Source organism: Streptomyces platensis (assembly GCF_008704855.1).
Lineage (GTDB): Bacteria > Actinomycetota > Actinomycetes > Streptomycetales > Streptomycetaceae > Streptomyces > Streptomyces platensis.
This window is the reverse complement of record NZ_CP023691.1, coordinates 7,998,235-8,012,970: the sequence shown is the minus strand read 5'-3', so window position 1 is coordinate 8,012,970 and position 14,736 is coordinate 7,998,235. Positions and strand designations below refer to the sequence as shown.

The following is a 14,736-nucleotide window of genomic DNA, read 5'->3' as shown; positions in this document are numbered from 1 at the left end:
GCCCGCCCGGGCGCACGGAACAGATGACCGCCATGCGCCATGAATCGCCACTATCGGCGTAAACGAGACCCGGCTCGCTCGCCGAACACAACTGTCCGGTATGCGCTCTTGACGGTTGGCAAAGTGATCGCAATTCTCATGTGCGCGTCAAACAGCTCCATCCCCCCACACCAGTATCGGAGCAAACACTGTGACTCGTTCCACGCGAATACGCCGGGCCGCGCTGGCCACGGGCGCCGTCGCCGCCGTCGCCGCCACCGTCTTCACCGCGGCCGGCGCCTACGCCGGGACCGCGCCGGCGGCCGCCCCGGACATCGACGTCAAGTCCGTCAAGGCCGACCTGGACCAGCTCCAGTCGATCGCCGACGCCAACGGCGGCAACCGCGCCCACGGACAGGCCGGCTACAAGGCCTCCGTCGACTTCATCAAGGGCAAGCTCGACAAGGCCGGATTCACCACCAAGGTCGAGGAGTTCGACGGCGGCGGCGCCAAGGGCTACAACCTGGTCGCCGACTGGAAGGGCGGCGACGAGAGCAAGACCGTGATGGCCGGCGCCCACCTGGACTCGGTCCCCGACGGCCCCGGCATCAACGACAACGGCTCGGGCTCGGCCGGCATCCTCGAGGTGGCGCTCGCCGTCGCCAAGGCGGATCTCAAGCCCACCAAGCACCTCCGGTTCGCCTGGTTCGGCGACGAAGAGGACGGCATGGTCGGCTCGCAAGCCTACGTCAACAAGCTCGGCGCCGACAAGTCGAAGATCGACTCCTATCTGAACTTCGACATGATCGGCTCGCCGAACCCGGGCTACTTCGTCTACGACGACGACACCCGCCTGGAGAAGGTCTTCAAGGACTTCTTCGCCAAGAAGAACATCGCCACCGAGAAGGAGACCGAGGGCGACGGCCGCTCGGACCACGCCTCCTTCAAGGACGCGGGCATCGCCGTCGGCGGCCTCTTCTCCGGCGCCGACTACAAGAAGACCGAGGAGCAGGCGAAGAACTGGGGCGGCGAGGCCGGCAAGGCCTTCGACGCCTGCTACCACCAGTCCTGCGACACCGCGAAGAACATCGACGACAAGGCGCTGGACAACCACACCGACGCCATCGCCCACGCGCTGTGGGAGCTCAGCTCCTGAGCCACCCGCACCCCCGCACGGTCAGCACTCGCTGACCGTCAGCTCTCGCGACCCGGCCGCCGGTCCCCGGCAGCCGGGTCGCGGTGTTCTGCGGCGATCCCGAACCGCCGCCGTTCGCCCGGAGCGGACGGGAGCTGTCGCACGGCGGAGACCGTGCTGATCACCTGCTCGTCCTCCGCACTCTGCTCTCGCCGCCCCAGCTCATCAAGAAGCTCCAGGTCAGCGGCGGATACCAGCGCCACCAGCGGTTTGCCGTGCCGGGTGACGACCACCCGCTCACCGCCGTAGACAACGCGGTTGATCAGATCCGCCAGCTCCGCCCGGGCTTGCGTCACCGGAATTTCGTAGGCCATGCTCCCATTCTAACTGGACGTACATCCTGTACATTTTTTACACAGAGAGAGGAGCAAGCTCATGCTGCGACCGATGGCCCGCTACATCCTTCCCGAGTTCACCGAGCGCACGTCCCAGGGGACGCGCACCATGGACCCGTACTCCAAGCTGCTCAGTGAGCGCATCATCTTCCTGGGCACCCCGGTCGACGACGCCTCCGCCAACGATGTGATGGCGCAGTTCATCCACCTCGAACACGCCGCGCCCGACCAGGACATCTCGCTCTACATCAACTCCCCCGGCGGCTCCTTCACGGCGATGACCGCCATCTACGACACGATGCGCTTCGTGTCGTGCGATGTGCAGACCATCTGTCTGGGGCAGGCCGCCTCCGCAGCCGCGGTCCTGCTGGCCGCCGGCACCCCCGGAAAGCGGCTGGCCCTGCCCGGCGCCCGGATCCTGATCCACCAGCCCTCGCTCCACGAGCCCGTCCAGGGCCAGGCCACCGATCTCCAGATCGAGGCCGAGGAGTTGCTGCGCACCCGCGACATGCTGGAGCGGATGCTGGCCGAACACACCGGACAGCCCCGGGAGCGGATCGCCGCCGATATCGAGCGCGACAAGATCTTCGACGCCGAAGCCGCCCGGGAGTACGGCCTGATCGACGCACTCACCCGTCAGCGCAAGCAGTCCGCCCCCCAACTCGGCGAGCGGTGAGCCCGGATGCTGCTGCCGGAACTTCCGCCACTGCCCGCCCTGACACGGGCCGAGGGCGACCTGATCGACCGCTACCTGGAGGTGCTCGACCTGCTGGGCAGGATCAACCCGGCCCGGGGCGGCGACACCTACACCGGACTGCGGGCCGCCCAAGCACTGGTCGGCAAGGCCGCCGGACTGCGCGACGCGCTGACACTGATGCACGACCGGGGCGAGAGCGAGCTGCACCGCGAGACCCTGGCCCGGGCGCTCCGGGTACTGGAGGGCGAGCGCCGGGCCGGGCTCGTGACGATGCCGCCGGCCACGGAGAGTTGACGCGACACGCACACGGAGCTGCGCATACGGCGTAGCGTCCGGGCCCGATGTGAGGAGGCGACGAATTGCGCGGGGAGAGGCAATTCCTTGGACCTTTGATGTTTCGCCCCTGGTCCAGGGGCTGCGACGCTCCGCGCCTCAGCGCATGAGGGAACAAAAGTAACCATTCAGGCGAAGTGTGACGCATGTCACATACGGCATTTTCAGCTCGGAATTCTGGTGGCGGGTGCGTGACGATCCCTTCGACGGCAAGACCCCGCCACAGCGACGGGGCGGTCCGGACGGGCGCCTAATCCCGCCGCCGTACCGGATGTCCGGTCGACGTTGTGGATCGGCGGGAGCGGAGGACCCGAGCAGGACGGGGTCCCGGCCTTATGGCCGAGGGCTCCTTGGGGTGAAGCCGTACGCACGGCCGGGCATCTTCGCCTGCCCGAACCCGACAGGTCTTCCTTCGCAGGCGGCTGACGAAGGGTTTGCGCATGACTGTGCGCATGCATACGCCGAATCTGCTGGCGCGCGCCGGCACCGTCACCGCTCTGACGCTGGTCACCCTGGGCGGGACAACCGTCTCCCCAGGAGAGACCGGGAACGCCGAAGCCGCGACGGTGTCCGCCTACGCGCTGCGGATCGCGGCCTCCAAGAGCGGCGCGCCCTACCAATACGGCGCCCAAGGGCCGTACCGCTTCGACTGTTCGGGCCTGACGCTGTATTCGTTCAAGCGCGCCGGGCGGGCGCTGCCCCGTACCGCCGCCGCACAGTACGTCCGCACCCGGCATGTCCCAGCCTCCGTGCGCAGACGCGGTGACCTGGTCTTCTTCCGTTCCGCACGCGGCATTTACCACGTCGGCATCTACGCGGGCCGGGGCCGGATGTGGCATGCGCCCAAGGCCGGGAGCGTGGTGCGGCTGGAACGGATCTGGAGTGGCGCGGTGTCCTATGGACGTGTGGGCTGACCGGCATTTCGTCTCACGTGTGATCAATTACCAGTGGGATTGGCCAACTTGGCCGGGTTACCTCACCACTGAGCACACTGCTGACGGCTGCGGCGCGCGGAAGCTTCCCGCCCGCGGACGGCTCGGTGACGGTGCTGCCCCGCCGTCGCCGCGGGACACCGGGGTGCGCCGGCCTGCCCGTGCCCGTCCTTCAGGCCAGTACGACCTCGACGAGCAGGATGCCGCCCAGTGTGGTGAGCAGCGCTCCGGTGACGGCTTCCAGGGCGCGGGTGACCCGGGGGCGGCGCAGCCAGCTGCCCAGGCGGTCGACGAGCAGAGCGACGGCGGGGAACCACACCAGGGCCATGGCCACGACCATCGTCGCGAGCAGCAGCGTGCGCGGCAGCGCGGGCTCGCCGGCCGGGACGAACTGCGGCAGCAGACTGAGGAAGAGGACCGGGGCCTTGGGGTTGAGGGCGTTGGTCAGGAAGCCCTGGCGCAGGCTTCGCCCCGCGGTGGCCGGGCGGGCGGCCGGGCTGTCGGCCGGTGCGGTCGCGGCATCGCCGGGCGTCCCCCTGCGGCGGACGGCAGCGGCCAGCGCACCGACGCCGAGGTACAACAGATAGACCCCGCCCAGGAGTTGGACGGCGCCGAAGAGCGCGGGCACGGCCACCAGCACGGCCGCGAGCCCGGCGACCGCCAGTGCGGTGTGCACCAGCAGCCCGCCCGCCACTCCGACGGCGGCCGCCACCCCCGCCCGGCGCGAGTCGAGTGCGTGGCGCACCACGACCGCGAAGTCCGCGCCCGGCATGGCGACCATGCCCGCGGCGACTCCGGTGAAGGCCATCAGCTGTCCGTCCATGGGAGCAGTTTCGCTGGTCAGAGCCTTTAATGGGGAGTGGCAATGTTCTTGGGGGGCCTAAAGAGGTTCTTATGTACGACCCCACGCGGCTGGCCGCTCTGGTGGCGGTGGCGGAGGCCGGTTCGATCAGCAGAGCCGCCGACCGGCTGGGCTACACCGCGCCCGCGCTCTCCCAGCAGCTCGCCAAGCTGGAGCGGGAGGCCGGGACGGCGCTGCTGGTGCGCCACCACCGCGGGGCGCGGCTGACGGCGGCCGGTGAGCTGCTGCTCGTACGGGCCCGGCGGGTGCTCGACGAGCTGGAGCAGGCGCGGCACGAGCTGTCCCGGCTGACGGGGCTGTCCGGCGGCCGACTGCGGGTCGGCACGTTCATGACCGCCGGGACGCATCTGCTGCCGCCCGCGCTCAACGCGTTCCGGCGCGCGCACCCCGATGTGGAGCTGAGCGTCACGGAGTACGTACCTCCGCAGGCCACCGCAGCGGTGGCGCTGGGCGAGGTCGATCTGGCGCTGACGCACGAGTATGTGCCGGGCGAGGCGATGCCGCCGCCGGAGGGGGTGCGGCTCGAACCGCTGCTGACCGAGGAACTGGTGCTGGTCACCGCGCCGGGCCATGCCCTGTCGGCGGGTGCCGGACGTCTGCCGCTCGCCGAGCTGGCCGGTCAGCCGCTGGTCAGCATGGCACCGGCCAACCCGAACCGGCGTGCCGTGGAGGCGGTGCTGGCGGCCGCCGGGGCGAGTGTGGCGGTGCGCTGCGAGTCGCCTAGCTATGCGGTGGTGTGTGCGCTGGTGAGCGCGGGGCTCGGGGTGGCGGTGGTCCCGGAGATGATGGCGGAGGGCTCCGTGACCCCGCTGGGGGTCCGCCGGCTGGACCCGCCGGAGCTGCTCCGCCGGATCTCGGTGGCCTACCGCCCCGACGGCGGCGCCCCGGCCGCGGACACCTTGCGCGCCCTGCTGCGCGGAGCCTTCACCCGCCACTCCCCCACGCCGTAGCCCTAGGGGGTGTCCGCAAAGTCCCGCCTGGCTCGCGACGTCTGGCACGCACGCTCGCTGCGTTGTCGGATCGTCCACGTAGACCCACTACGAGGACGACCCTCCGCCTTGCGAGCGCACGCACCAGACGCCGCGAGCCCCGCCCTCCGGGCGGACGACGGGACTTTGCGGACACCCCCTAGGTGCCGCCGGGTGCGGCAGAGGTCGTCAGCGGACGGTGTTCTGCCACGGCAGGGTGATCCAGACGGTCTTCCCGCCGGAGTCGGTGGGGACGACCGAGAGCCGGCCGCCGGCTTCCGCGGCGAGGCAGCGGATGATGACCAGGCCCCGGCCGTTGTCCTGCTGGACGGCGGCGGGCAGTCGGCGCGGGTGGCGGGGATGGCTGTCGGTGATGCCGACCCGCAGCTGCTCGTCGCGCTCCAGCCGCAGCTCGACGGTGAAGTCCGGCGACCGGCCGAAGGTGTGCACGACGGCGTTGGTCGCGAGTTCGGAGACGATCAGCCGGAGGGAGTCGGCGAGTGCGGAGTCGGCGGGCAGGCCCCATTCGGCGAGCACGGTGAGGGCGTGGCTGCGGGCGGTGCGGACCGAGGCGGGGGCGCTCGGCAGAGTCAGTGAGGATGCTTGGTGGTCTGCCATCGAGGCGCCGTCCCTTTCCCACCGAGGCCCGGGTCCGGTGCGCACCGGACCCGGGATGCCGCTCCGGACACCGGTGCGGCCTCGGGCTTCTGCTGGGCGCCAGACTGCCACCCCCGCCGGCGATGAGATACCCGATCCACCCACATATACGGAGCCCTATCGCTCGTTGCGGTGAACTCTGCCCTGCGAGAACGGATTTGGGCGGACCGCACCAGCGGGTTCCGGGAGGCCCGCAGGAGCGGGGCCGACGACGGCGGCCGGCCCCGGAACGCCGTACGCGTCAGGCCGTCGGCGCCGTGGCCACGATCGTGCCGACCGCCGTGTCGAGCTGGGCGTCCGTCAGATCCGCGCGGGCGGTGAGCCGCAGCCGGGAGATCCCGTCGGGCACGGACGGCGGCCGGAAGCAGCCGACCGCGAGTCCGGCCGCACGGCAGTCGGCGGCCCAGCGGACCGCCGCTTCCGGCGAGGGGGCGCGGACCGAGACCACCGCGGCATCCGGCCGGACCGCGGCCAGCCCCGCCGCGGTGAGCCGGTCGTACAGCTCCCGGGCGACCTGGCGGGCCCGGGCGGCGCGCTGCGGTTCGCGGCGCAGCAGCCGCAGTGCGGTCAGGGCGCCGCCGGCCGCCGCCGGGGCGAGTCCGGTGTCGAAGATGAACGACCGGGCGGTGTTGACCAGGTGCTCGATGACCCGGGCCGGGCCGAGCACCGCACCGCCCTGGGAGCCGAGGGACTTGGAGAGCGTCACGGTGGTCACCACATCGCCGTCACCGGCGAGCCCGGCGGCCCACAGCGCACCGCGGCCCCCGTCGCCCAGGACGCCCAGACCGTGCGCGTCGTCGACGAGCAGCGCGGCGCCCGCGGACCGGCCGACCTCGGCGAGCGCGGGGAGCGGCGCGGCGTCGCCGTCGACCGAGAAGACCGCGTCGGTCACGGTGAGCGCCCGGCCGTCGTGGCCGGTCAGCGCCGTGCGCACGGCCTCGGGGTCGGCGTGCGGGGTCACTTCGGTACGGGCCCGGGAGAGCCGGCAGCCGTCGATGAGGGAGGCGTGGTTGCCCGCGTCGGAGACGACCAGGGTGCCGGGGGCGGTGAGCGCGGTGACGGCGGCGAGGTTCGCGGCATAACCGGACGACAGCACCAAAGCGGCCTCGAAGCCGCAGAACGCGGCGAGTTCCGCCTCCAGCCGGGCGTGCAGCTCGGTGCTGCCGGTGACCAGCCGGGAGCCGGTGGCGCCGGCGCCCCAGCGGTGCGCGGCGGCGGCCGCACCGCGGGTGACCTCGGGGTGCCGGGCGAGTCCGAGATAGTCGTTACTGGCCAGATCGAGCAGCGGGGAGTCGGCGGGGCGGGCGCGCAGCGTGCGGACCAGACCGGCACGATGGCGTGCGGCGCGGGCCGTGTCGATCCAGTCGAACGCCGCGTCATACACCGGCCGGGAGGCCGCGGCGGGGGGCTCGCCGGGGGTCGCCGGCGCGGTGTCGTGGAGCAGCGACGGGGCGGAGTCCTGCGGCATCGGCGTCCTTCGTCTGTCGGCCTCGATTGTCGGCTGTCTATAGACGTTAGCGGTCGTTCCGCACGCCCACAGTGTGGTGATACACACACCTCGATCGGAGCTCGTTGTGGAGATCCTCCTTGGCCGGAGGCGGTGGCGTACGCCAGGATCAACGCCATGGAGCTGCTGAACACACTGGTGGACAAGGGACTGCGGCGCGAGTTGCCGACCCGCGAAGAGGCGCTTGCCGTGCTGGCGACCTCGGATGACGAACTGCTCGATGTCGTGGCCGCGGCCGGAAAGGTGCGCCGCCAGTGGTTCGGGCGGCGGGTCAAACTCAACTATCTCGTCAACCTCAAGTCGGGCCTGTGCCCCGAGGACTGCTCGTACTGCTCCCAGCGGCTGGGTTCGAAGGCCGAGATCCTCAAGTACACCTGGCTCAAGCCGGATGACGCGTCCAAGGCGGCGGCCGCCGGTGTGGCCGGCGGCGCCAAGCGCGTCTGCCTGGTGGCCAGTGGCCGCGGCCCCACGGACAAGGACGTGGACCGCGTCTCGGAGACCATCTCCGCCATCAAGGAGCAGAACGAGGGCGTGGAGGTCTGCGCCTGCCTGGGTCTGCTCTCCGACGGCCAGGCCGGCCGGCTGCGCGAGGCGGGCGCCGATGCGTACAACCACAACCTGAACACCTCGGAAGCCACCTACGGCGACATCTGCACCACGCACGACTTCTCGGACCGGGTGTCCACCGTCCAGCAGGCCCAGGCGGCCGGGATGTCCGCCTGCTCCGGCCTGATCGCCGGTATGGGGGAGAGCGACGCCGACCTCGTCGATGTGGTCTTCGCACTGCGCGAACTGGACCCGGACTCGGTCCCGGTCAACTTCCTGATCCCGTTCGAGGGCACCCCGCTCGCCAAGGAGTGGAACCTCACGCCGCAGCGCGCGCTGCGCATCCTGGCGATGGTGCGGTTCGTCTGCCCGGACATCGAGGTACGGCTGGCCGGCGGCCGCGAGGTCCATCTGCGCAGTCTCCAGCCGCTCGCCCTGCACCTGGTCAACTCCATCTTCCTCGGCGACTATCTGACCAGTGAGGGCCAGGCCGGCAAGGACGACCTCGCGATGATCGCGGACGCCGGGTTCGAGGTCGAGGGCACGGACACCACGACGCTGCCCGAGCACCGACGGCCGGCCTGCGGCGGGGCGGCGGCCGACGACGCGGACGGCGCGGACGGCGACGCCGAGGAACTCGCCGCCACCGTCGCGGCACCGTCCGACGACACCCGCCGTGATCTGGTCTCGGTGCGCCGCCGCGGTGCCGGTACCGACCTGCCGCCCAATGCCTGAGCCGCTCACCCCCGGCGAACTGCTCGCGCTCGACCGGCAGCATGTGTGGCATCCGTACGGGCCGATGCCCGGCCGGACCGCACCGCTGCTGGTGGAGTCCGCGTCCGGGGTCCGGCTCCGGCTGGCCGAACCGGCCGAGGGCCGGGACGAGTTGGTGGACGGCATGTCGTCCTGGTGGTCGGCGGTGCACGGCTACAACCACCCGGTCCTCAATGACGCCGCGCAGGGCCAGTTGGGTCGGATGAGCCATGTGATGTTCGGCGGGCTGACCCATGAGCCGGCCGTCCGGCTGGCGAAGCGGCTGGTCGACATCACCCCGGAGCCGCTGGAGCATGTCTTCCTCGCCGACTCCGGTTCGGTGTCCGTCGAGGTCGCCGTCAAGATGTGCCTTCAGTATTGGCGCTCGCTCGGAAAGCCCCGCAAACAGCGGCTGCTGACCTGGCGCGGCGGCTATCACGGCGACACCTGGCAGCCGATGTCGGTGTGCGATCCGGACGGCGGGATGCATGAGCTGTGGCAGGGGGTGCTGCCGCGGCAGATCTTCGCGGACGCCCCGCCGGCCGGCTTCGACGCGGCACCGGACGAGGCGTATGCCGCGCAGCTGCGCGAGCTGATCGCCCGGCACGCCGATGAGCTGGCGGCGGTGATCGTGGAGCCCGTGGTGCAGGGGGCGGGCGGGATGTCGTTCCACTCCCCCGGCTATCTGCGGGTGCTGCGGGAGGCCTGCGACGCCCATGGCGTGCTGCTCGTCTTCGACGAGATCGCCACCGGCTTCGGCCGTACGGGCGCCCTCTTCGCCGCTGAACACGCGGGCGTCGCACCCGATGTGATGTGCCTGGGCAAGGCGCTGACCGGCGGATATCTCACCCTGGCGGCGACGTTGTGCACGGCGGCGGTGGCGGACGGGATCTCCCGCGGCGCACTGCCGGTGCTGGCGCACGGTCCCACCTTCATGGGCAATCCGCTGGCCGCGGCCGTCGCCGATGCCTCGATCGAGCTGCTGCTGTCCCAGGACTGGGCGCAGGAGGTCAAGCGGATCGAGGCCGGGCTGCGGGACGGTCTGGCCCCGGCCCGGGGCATCGCCGGGGTGCGTGACGTACGGGTGCTCGGCGCGATCGGTGTCGTCCAGCTCGACCACGAGGTGGACATGGCGGCCGCGACCCGGGCGGCGGTCCGGGAGGGCGTATGGCTGCGCCCGTTCCGGGATCTGATCTACACCATGCCGCCGTACATCACCGGCGACGGCGATGTGGCGCGCATCTGCGCCGCGGTGTGCGCGGCGGCGCGCGAGGGCTGACCGCACGGGCGGCGTGGCCGGGTCTCCGCGCCCCGCCGCCCCCGGTGCCGTGCGCACCGGGCACACCGCAACATTCCCAGTCATAGCGCGCGGTATCGGCCGCGCAGAGTCGGAGGCACAACCATGTCGGTGCTGTTCGTGACAGGCACGGGCACGGAGATCGGCAAGACCGTGACCACGGCCGCGATCGCCGCGGCGGCGCTCGCCCGGGGCCGTTCGGTGGCCGTGCTCAAGCCGGCCCAGACCGGCGTCACAGCGCATGAGCCGGGTGATGTGGCGGAGGTCGAACGACTGGCCGGCCCGGTCACCGGCGTCGAACTCGCCCGCTACCCGGAGCCGTTGGCGCCCGCGACGGCCGCGCTGCGGGCCGGTCTGCCGCCGGTCGGTCCGCAGGACATCGCCGAGGCCACCGCCAAACTGGCCGCCTCGCACGACTTGGTGCTGGTCGAGGGCGCGGGCGGGCTGCTGGTCCGCTTCGACGCGGACGGCCATACGCTCGCCGACGCCGCGCGGCTGGCCGGGGCCCCCGTACTGGTGGTCGCCCAGGCGGGCCTGGGCACCCTCAACACCACCGCGCTGACCGCGCTGGCCCTGCGCTCGTATGGCCTCGACTCCCCGGGCGTCGTCATCGGCAGCTGGCCGGCCGAGCCCGACCTCGCGTCCCGCTGCAATCTGGCGGACCTCCCGGACGCCGCGGGCGCTCCGCTCCTCGGCCTGGTCCCGGAGGGTTCCGCCGGGCTCGCGCCCCACGCCTTCCGCACCGCGGCCCCGGACTGGCTGGCGCCGGCGCTCGGCGGATCGGGCGCGTTCCGTATCCCCGCGTGACGGCGGGGCGGCCGCGGGCACACCGCCGCACGGACGGCGCGTGGTGAGCGAGGACGGGACCTGCCCTCGGTGCGAGAGCGGCCCCCCGCCTCGTACGGATGTCCGGGCCGCTGACGGGGTGGCTGCCGGTGACTCCTTGCCCGCCCGGTGGGGAAACTGACTCCAGGAGCGGGCAGCGTCGGCGAAGGGGTCCGTCATGTGGCAGCGCAGAAGAGTTCCGCAGGGCACGGTGCACCACCCGGTGTTCGCCCGTTTCTATGCGAGCTGCTGCGGTCCGGCCGCGGATGCGCGGGCGGGGGTGGCCGCGCTCCGGAAGGAGCTGCTGACGGGCACCACCGGCCGGGTCATCGAGGTCGGTGCGGGCACCGGGCTGAACTTCGCGCACTATCCGGGGACCGTCTCGGAGGTGGTGGCCATCGAGCCGGAGCCCACCCTGCGGGAGGTGGCCCGGTCGGCGGCGGCGCATGCGGAGGTGCCGGTGGATCTGGTGCCGGGGGTGGCGGAGGCGCTGCCGGTCAAGAGCGAAGCGTTCGACACCGCGGTGGCGTCGCTGGTGCTGTGTTCGGTGCGTGAGGTGCAGCGGGCGCTGCTGGAGCTGCGGCGGGTGCTGCGGCCGGGCGGTGAGCTGCGGTTCTTCGAGCACGGGCGGGCCGCGGGGCGGGGGCTGGCGGCGGTGCAGTGGTCGCTGGACCGGACGGTCTGGCCGCTGCTGATGGGCGGCTGTCACACCGGCCGGGACCCGTTGGGCGAGATCCGCACGGCCGGGTTCGAGGTGTTGCGGGTGCGCCGGCTGCGGGTGCCGGAGCGCGGGCCGACGCTGCCGACCTCACCGGCGGTGCTGGGCACGGCCCGGCGGCCGGCCGACTGAAGCGGCCCGCGCGCGGGCGGCTCAGACCGTCCAGGTGCGCAGCTCGTCCGCGATGGCCCCGACGTCGGCCGTACCGTCCTTGACGAGGCGGGCGAGGTCGCGGACCTGTTCGGGGGAGGTGGCGATCTTCAGACCGCTGGCGACGAGGTAGCCATAGGCGACGGCGGTCGCGAACATCGCATTCGCCTCCTCCAACGCCGGTACCTGGAGCAGGAGTTGGAGCAGCGCTGCGGCGCGGTCCTGGGGTTCGGTGTAGACGGGCACACCGAATATCTCGGCTTCATGGCGGCTGACGGCGGCCACCAGGGAGCCCCAGTCGGTGACCTGGGGGTCTCCGGGGGTGTGCTGTTCGGCGATCAGAAGGAGCCAGGCGAGGTCGATGCGCAGTGTCACGTGGTGCCCGGCAGTCCTTCGTGGTCGGTGGTGCCCGGGGTGGCAGGGGGACTGCCTTCTTGCCGGCCGAATTCCTCGGCGAAGACGCGCTCGTACTGCTTCATGAAGTCGGAGGCGGCCTCGACGAAGGTCTGGCCGACCTCGCCGGCGTCCTTGAGGACGAGCTCCTCGATATAGCGGTTCATGCTCACTCCCCGCTGCGTAGCGCGCTCTCGCGCCGCTTCAGCAGTGGCTTCGTCCACCCTGACGTTCAGCTGCGTCTTCGCCACTCCTCAAAGCTAGCGCGCATCCGCTAGCAGCGGCAAGCGGCGAGGGCGGCGGAGAGCCCGGGTCCGCCTGCCCGGATGCTCCGCCGCGGGGCATCCGGGCAGGCGGCTCCCACGGCCCGGCTCTACTTGTAGCCGAAGTCCTGGGTCCAGTAGGCCCGGTGCTTGCCGCCCAGGGCGACACCTATGCCGGTGGCCTTGGAGTGGCAGCCGAGGAGGTTGGCCCGGTGGCCGGGGCTGTGCATCCAGGCGTCGAACGCGCCCTGGGGGGTCGTCGGCCAGGCGTCGATGTTCTCCGCCGAGGCATCGCCGTACCCCTGCGCCTCCACCCGCTCCTTCGGGCCCTTGCCGTCGGTGGAGGTGTGCGAGTAGTGGCTGTGGGCGGCCATGTCCTGGCTGTGCAGCCGGGCGGCCTGTCCAGGCGGGGGTCGCGGTGCAGGGGCGCACAGCCGTGCTCGACCCGTGTCTTGTTGACCAGCCGGTTGATTTCCGCCTCGTAACGGTCGATCTTGCTGTTCCCCGACTTGGTCGCCTTCGGCGCCGGCGTGGAGGGCCGGTCGCTCGGCGTGGCGCCGGGGGTGGCGCTGCCCGGGGCCTGGGGGACATAGGGGAATGCCGGAACGGAAAGCGGACGGCGTGCGGCGTACGGCGGCACCATCAACTCCCCACAGCCCCTCGCACCTCCCGCCCAGCACCCAACTCTCCCTTTATGCAGAGGAGTTGACGGGGAAATGCGCTTCGGATTCTGCGAATGGGAGGAAGTCCGGCCGTGTGACCACCCCGAAAAGCCTTCATCGCAAAGGAACTTGCACCGGAGATATGGCGGCAGTTGGTAAATCGTCCGCGAGTTCCGTACGATGCCGCAGCGCCTTTCCACTCCCGGGACAGGGAAAGGGAATTTCGGGCCAGCCGCAGAATTTCTGGGCCTGGGCGGGCAGGGCTCTTCCGTCGCGCAGCGGGCTGCGGGCGGCACCTTCAGCGGGTGCCCTAACGGGTGTCCGCGAAGCCTCGTACGTCCTCGGGATACAGCGGCCGGAGCGGGTCGAGGATGCGGGCGGCCTGCTCGCGCACGCTGAACACCGCTGCCCCGTCGCACCGCCGCCGGGAGCGCGCCCACCGGAAGTACAGCGGCGTGGTCACGATCAGCCCGACGCACCTATGCACCGCGCGGTAGAGGTTGAGCGCGCTGTGGTGGAGGAGGACCAGGAGGAAGAGTGCCAGCAGCACCGGCCCGAACGCCCCGGCCGCGGTGCCGAATCCGGCGACCGGGTCCGGGCCCGGGCAGGCCGGGGCGACGACCGCGCCGGCCAGGAACGGCAGCAGGGAGCCCAGGCAGGAGCCTCCGTAGGTCGCCCGGAAGGCGGCGGCGGTACGGGCGGGCCGGGGCAGCGAGCGCGCGGGGTCCGCGACGTACGGGGCGAGGGCCGCCTGCCACAGGGCGCTGAGAGCGACGATCGCGAGCCAGCCGGCGAAGGTGAAGCCGCCCCGGGTGAGGACGTCCGCGGGCAGGCCGCGGGCCACGACGACCGCGAGGCCGGCCAGGCTGCCGAGGCCGAGGGCCACCGCCGCCGCCTTGTGGAGGAGGTGGAGCAGCCGCCGGCCGATCAGGCAGAGCAGCGCGGAGCCGGCGGCGGCGAGCAGGATGGCCGCGCCGACCGGCACGTTGGGTGCCAGGGCGTGCAGCGACCGCCCGGCGAGCACGAGGTGAACGGCGAAGAGCGCGAGGTACACGGCGGCCGCCGCGGCCACGCTCGGCAGTGCGCCCGGCGAGCCGAACCGGGCCCGGCTCCGGAGCCTACGCGGCCCGCCGGACTGCGGTCCCGGTGCCCACCGCGACGCCGTGCACGCCCCGCCCAGCAACTGTCCGACCAGCACCGCCAAGATGCCCGACCAGAGCGGCTGATGGAACACCTGCACCGCCATCGCGCCGGTGACCAGGGCCAAGGGAGCGATATGGGTGGCGAACCCGAGGGTGAACAGCGCACGGACACCCCCGTGCCGTGCGCGCTCCGGCACCTCGTCGGTGGTGTGGATTTCGACCGCGCCGGGCTGCGCGGCTCCGTGCCGATCGGTCACGGCGGCCTCCTCGTGGCTGGCCCGCGCGGGGTCGCGGGTTGGTGGGTGACGGGACGGCCAACCGGCGGGCGGGCAGCGCGGAGCTGCCGGATGACCGGTGGGGCGGCGGCCGACGAGGGGGGCTGAACGGAGTCTCGGATACCCGGGCCACCAGGTCAATGACCAAGATCCGTCCTCCCCGGGATCTCCATGTGATGCGGGACGCACGACGCGGCCGCGCGGTTCTCCACCGGCCGCCGGGGCGCGACTCGACGGACGACGGCGG

At 72.0% G+C, this 14,736-nt stretch carries 17 protein-coding genes and 1 riboswitch; of the genes, 9 read left to right on the top strand and 8 right to left on the bottom strand.

The genetic code is table 11. The features are described 5' to 3' along the window. The first annotated feature begins 190 nt into the window (after positions 1-190). On the top strand, positions 191-1,135 hold the full coding sequence (locus tag CP981_RS35415) for a M28 family metallopeptidase (protein ID WP_085922123.1): 945 nt from the start codon (positions 191-193) through the stop codon (positions 1,133-1,135). A gap of 38 nt (positions 1,136-1,173) precedes the next feature. Here the strand turns inward: CP981_RS35415 and CP981_RS35410 are convergent, their stop codons facing one another. Then, positions 1,174-1,488 carry a type II toxin-antitoxin system Phd/YefM family antitoxin gene (locus tag CP981_RS35410; protein ID WP_085922124.1) on the bottom strand — a complete coding sequence of 105 codons (315 nt, stop codon included), beginning with the start codon at positions 1,486-1,488 and terminating at the stop codon, positions 1,174-1,176. Positions 1,489-1,549: 61 nt separating this feature from the next. Here CP981_RS35410 and CP981_RS35405 point away from each other — a divergent pair, with 61 nt between their 5' ends. The 3 genes from CP981_RS35405 (at position 1,550) to CP981_RS35395 (ending at position 3,453) form a co-directional block, all read left to right on the top strand. Beyond that, complete coding sequence (locus tag CP981_RS35405) at positions 1,550-2,185, top strand: ATP-dependent Clp protease proteolytic subunit (RefSeq protein ID WP_085922125.1); 636 nt, start codon at positions 1,550-1,552, stop codon at positions 2,183-2,185. Between the two features lie 6 nt (positions 2,186-2,191). After that, complete coding sequence (locus tag CP981_RS35400; protein WP_085922126.1) at positions 2,192-2,500, top strand: hypothetical protein; 309 nt, start codon at positions 2,192-2,194, stop codon at positions 2,498-2,500. 289 nt (positions 2,501-2,789) lie between these two features. After that, a riboswitch (cyclic di-AMP (ydaO/yuaA leader) is annotated at positions 2,790-2,975 on the top strand. Between the two features lie 4 nt (positions 2,976-2,979). Continuing rightward, on the top strand, positions 2,980-3,453 hold the full coding sequence (locus tag CP981_RS35395; RefSeq protein WP_085922127.1) for a C40 family peptidase: 474 nt from the start codon (positions 2,980-2,982) through the stop codon (positions 3,451-3,453). A gap of 190 nt (positions 3,454-3,643) precedes the next feature. Here the strand turns inward: CP981_RS35395 and CP981_RS35385 are convergent, their stop codons facing one another. Further along, on the bottom strand, positions 3,644-4,294 hold the full coding sequence (locus tag CP981_RS35385; RefSeq protein WP_085922128.1) for a LysE family translocator: 651 nt from the start codon (positions 4,292-4,294) through the stop codon (positions 3,644-3,646). A 71-nt stretch (positions 4,295-4,365) separates the two neighbouring features. Between CP981_RS35385 and CP981_RS35380 the strand changes: the two genes are divergently transcribed. Continuing rightward, the gene (locus CP981_RS35380; protein WP_085922129.1) at positions 4,366-5,283 is read left to right on the top strand and encodes a LysR family transcriptional regulator; all 918 of its coding nucleotides are present in this window, start codon (positions 4,366-4,368) and stop codon (positions 5,281-5,283) included. A 207-nt stretch (positions 5,284-5,490) separates the two neighbouring features. Here CP981_RS35380 and CP981_RS35375 read toward each other — a convergent pair whose 3' ends face one another. Next, entirely contained in the window at positions 5,491-5,919 is a 429-nt protein-coding gene (locus CP981_RS35375; RefSeq protein WP_085922130.1) for an ATP-binding protein, read from the bottom strand. 280 nt (positions 5,920-6,199) lie between these two features. Then, on the bottom strand, positions 6,200-7,426 hold the full coding sequence (locus CP981_RS35370; protein ID WP_244329943.1) for an 8-amino-7-oxononanoate synthase: 1,227 nt from the start codon (positions 7,424-7,426) through the stop codon (positions 6,200-6,202). Between the two features lie 156 nt (positions 7,427-7,582). On the opposite strand from CP981_RS35370, the gene bioB reads away from it, so the two are divergent. The 4 genes from bioB to CP981_RS35350 all read left to right on the top strand — a co-directional run bounded on the left by bioB (position 7,583) and on the right by CP981_RS35350 (position 11,736). Beyond that, entirely contained in the window at positions 7,583-8,746 is a 1,164-nt protein-coding gene (gene bioB, locus CP981_RS35365; protein WP_085922418.1) for a biotin synthase BioB, read from the top strand. Beyond that, on the top strand, positions 8,739-10,043 hold the full coding sequence (locus CP981_RS35360; RefSeq protein WP_085922131.1) for an adenosylmethionine--8-amino-7-oxononanoate transaminase: 1,305 nt from the start codon (positions 8,739-8,741) through the stop codon (positions 10,041-10,043). The genes bioB and CP981_RS35360 overlap by 8 nt, the downstream gene beginning before the upstream one ends. Positions 10,044-10,166: 123 nt before the next feature. After that, on the top strand, positions 10,167-10,868 hold the full coding sequence (gene bioD, locus CP981_RS35355) for a dethiobiotin synthase (protein WP_085922132.1): 702 nt from the start codon (positions 10,167-10,169) through the stop codon (positions 10,866-10,868). A 196-nt stretch (positions 10,869-11,064) separates the two neighbouring features. Beyond that, positions 11,065-11,736: a class I SAM-dependent methyltransferase gene (locus CP981_RS35350; protein WP_085922133.1), complete on the top strand. Its 672-nt coding sequence runs from the start codon at positions 11,065-11,067 to the stop codon at positions 11,734-11,736. A 21-nt stretch (positions 11,737-11,757) separates the two neighbouring features. Here CP981_RS35350 and CP981_RS35345 read toward each other — a convergent pair whose 3' ends face one another. The 4 genes from CP981_RS35345 to CP981_RS35330 form a co-directional block, all read right to left on the bottom strand. Next, positions 11,758-12,129 carry a fic family toxin-antitoxin system, toxin component gene (locus CP981_RS35345; RefSeq protein ID WP_085922134.1) on the bottom strand — a complete coding sequence of 124 codons (372 nt, stop codon included), beginning with the start codon at positions 12,127-12,129 and terminating at the stop codon, positions 11,758-11,760. Then, positions 12,126-12,398, bottom strand: a complete 273-nt coding sequence (locus CP981_RS35340; RefSeq protein WP_063770822.1) for a toxin-antitoxin system HicB family antitoxin — start codon at positions 12,396-12,398, stop codon at positions 12,126-12,128. Before CP981_RS35340 ends, CP981_RS35345 begins: the two co-directional genes overlap by 4 nt. Before the next feature lie 122 nt (positions 12,399-12,520). Next, positions 12,521-13,090: a CAP domain-containing protein gene (locus CP981_RS39320; protein ID WP_280117060.1), complete on the bottom strand. Its 570-nt coding sequence runs from the start codon at positions 13,088-13,090 to the stop codon at positions 12,521-12,523. 292 nt (positions 13,091-13,382) lie between these two features. Continuing rightward, positions 13,383-14,471, bottom strand: coding sequence for a cytosine permease (locus CP981_RS35330; RefSeq protein WP_085922136.1), 1,089 nt, complete (start codon positions 14,469-14,471; stop codon positions 13,383-13,385). Positions 14,472-14,736 lie beyond the last annotated feature (265 nt).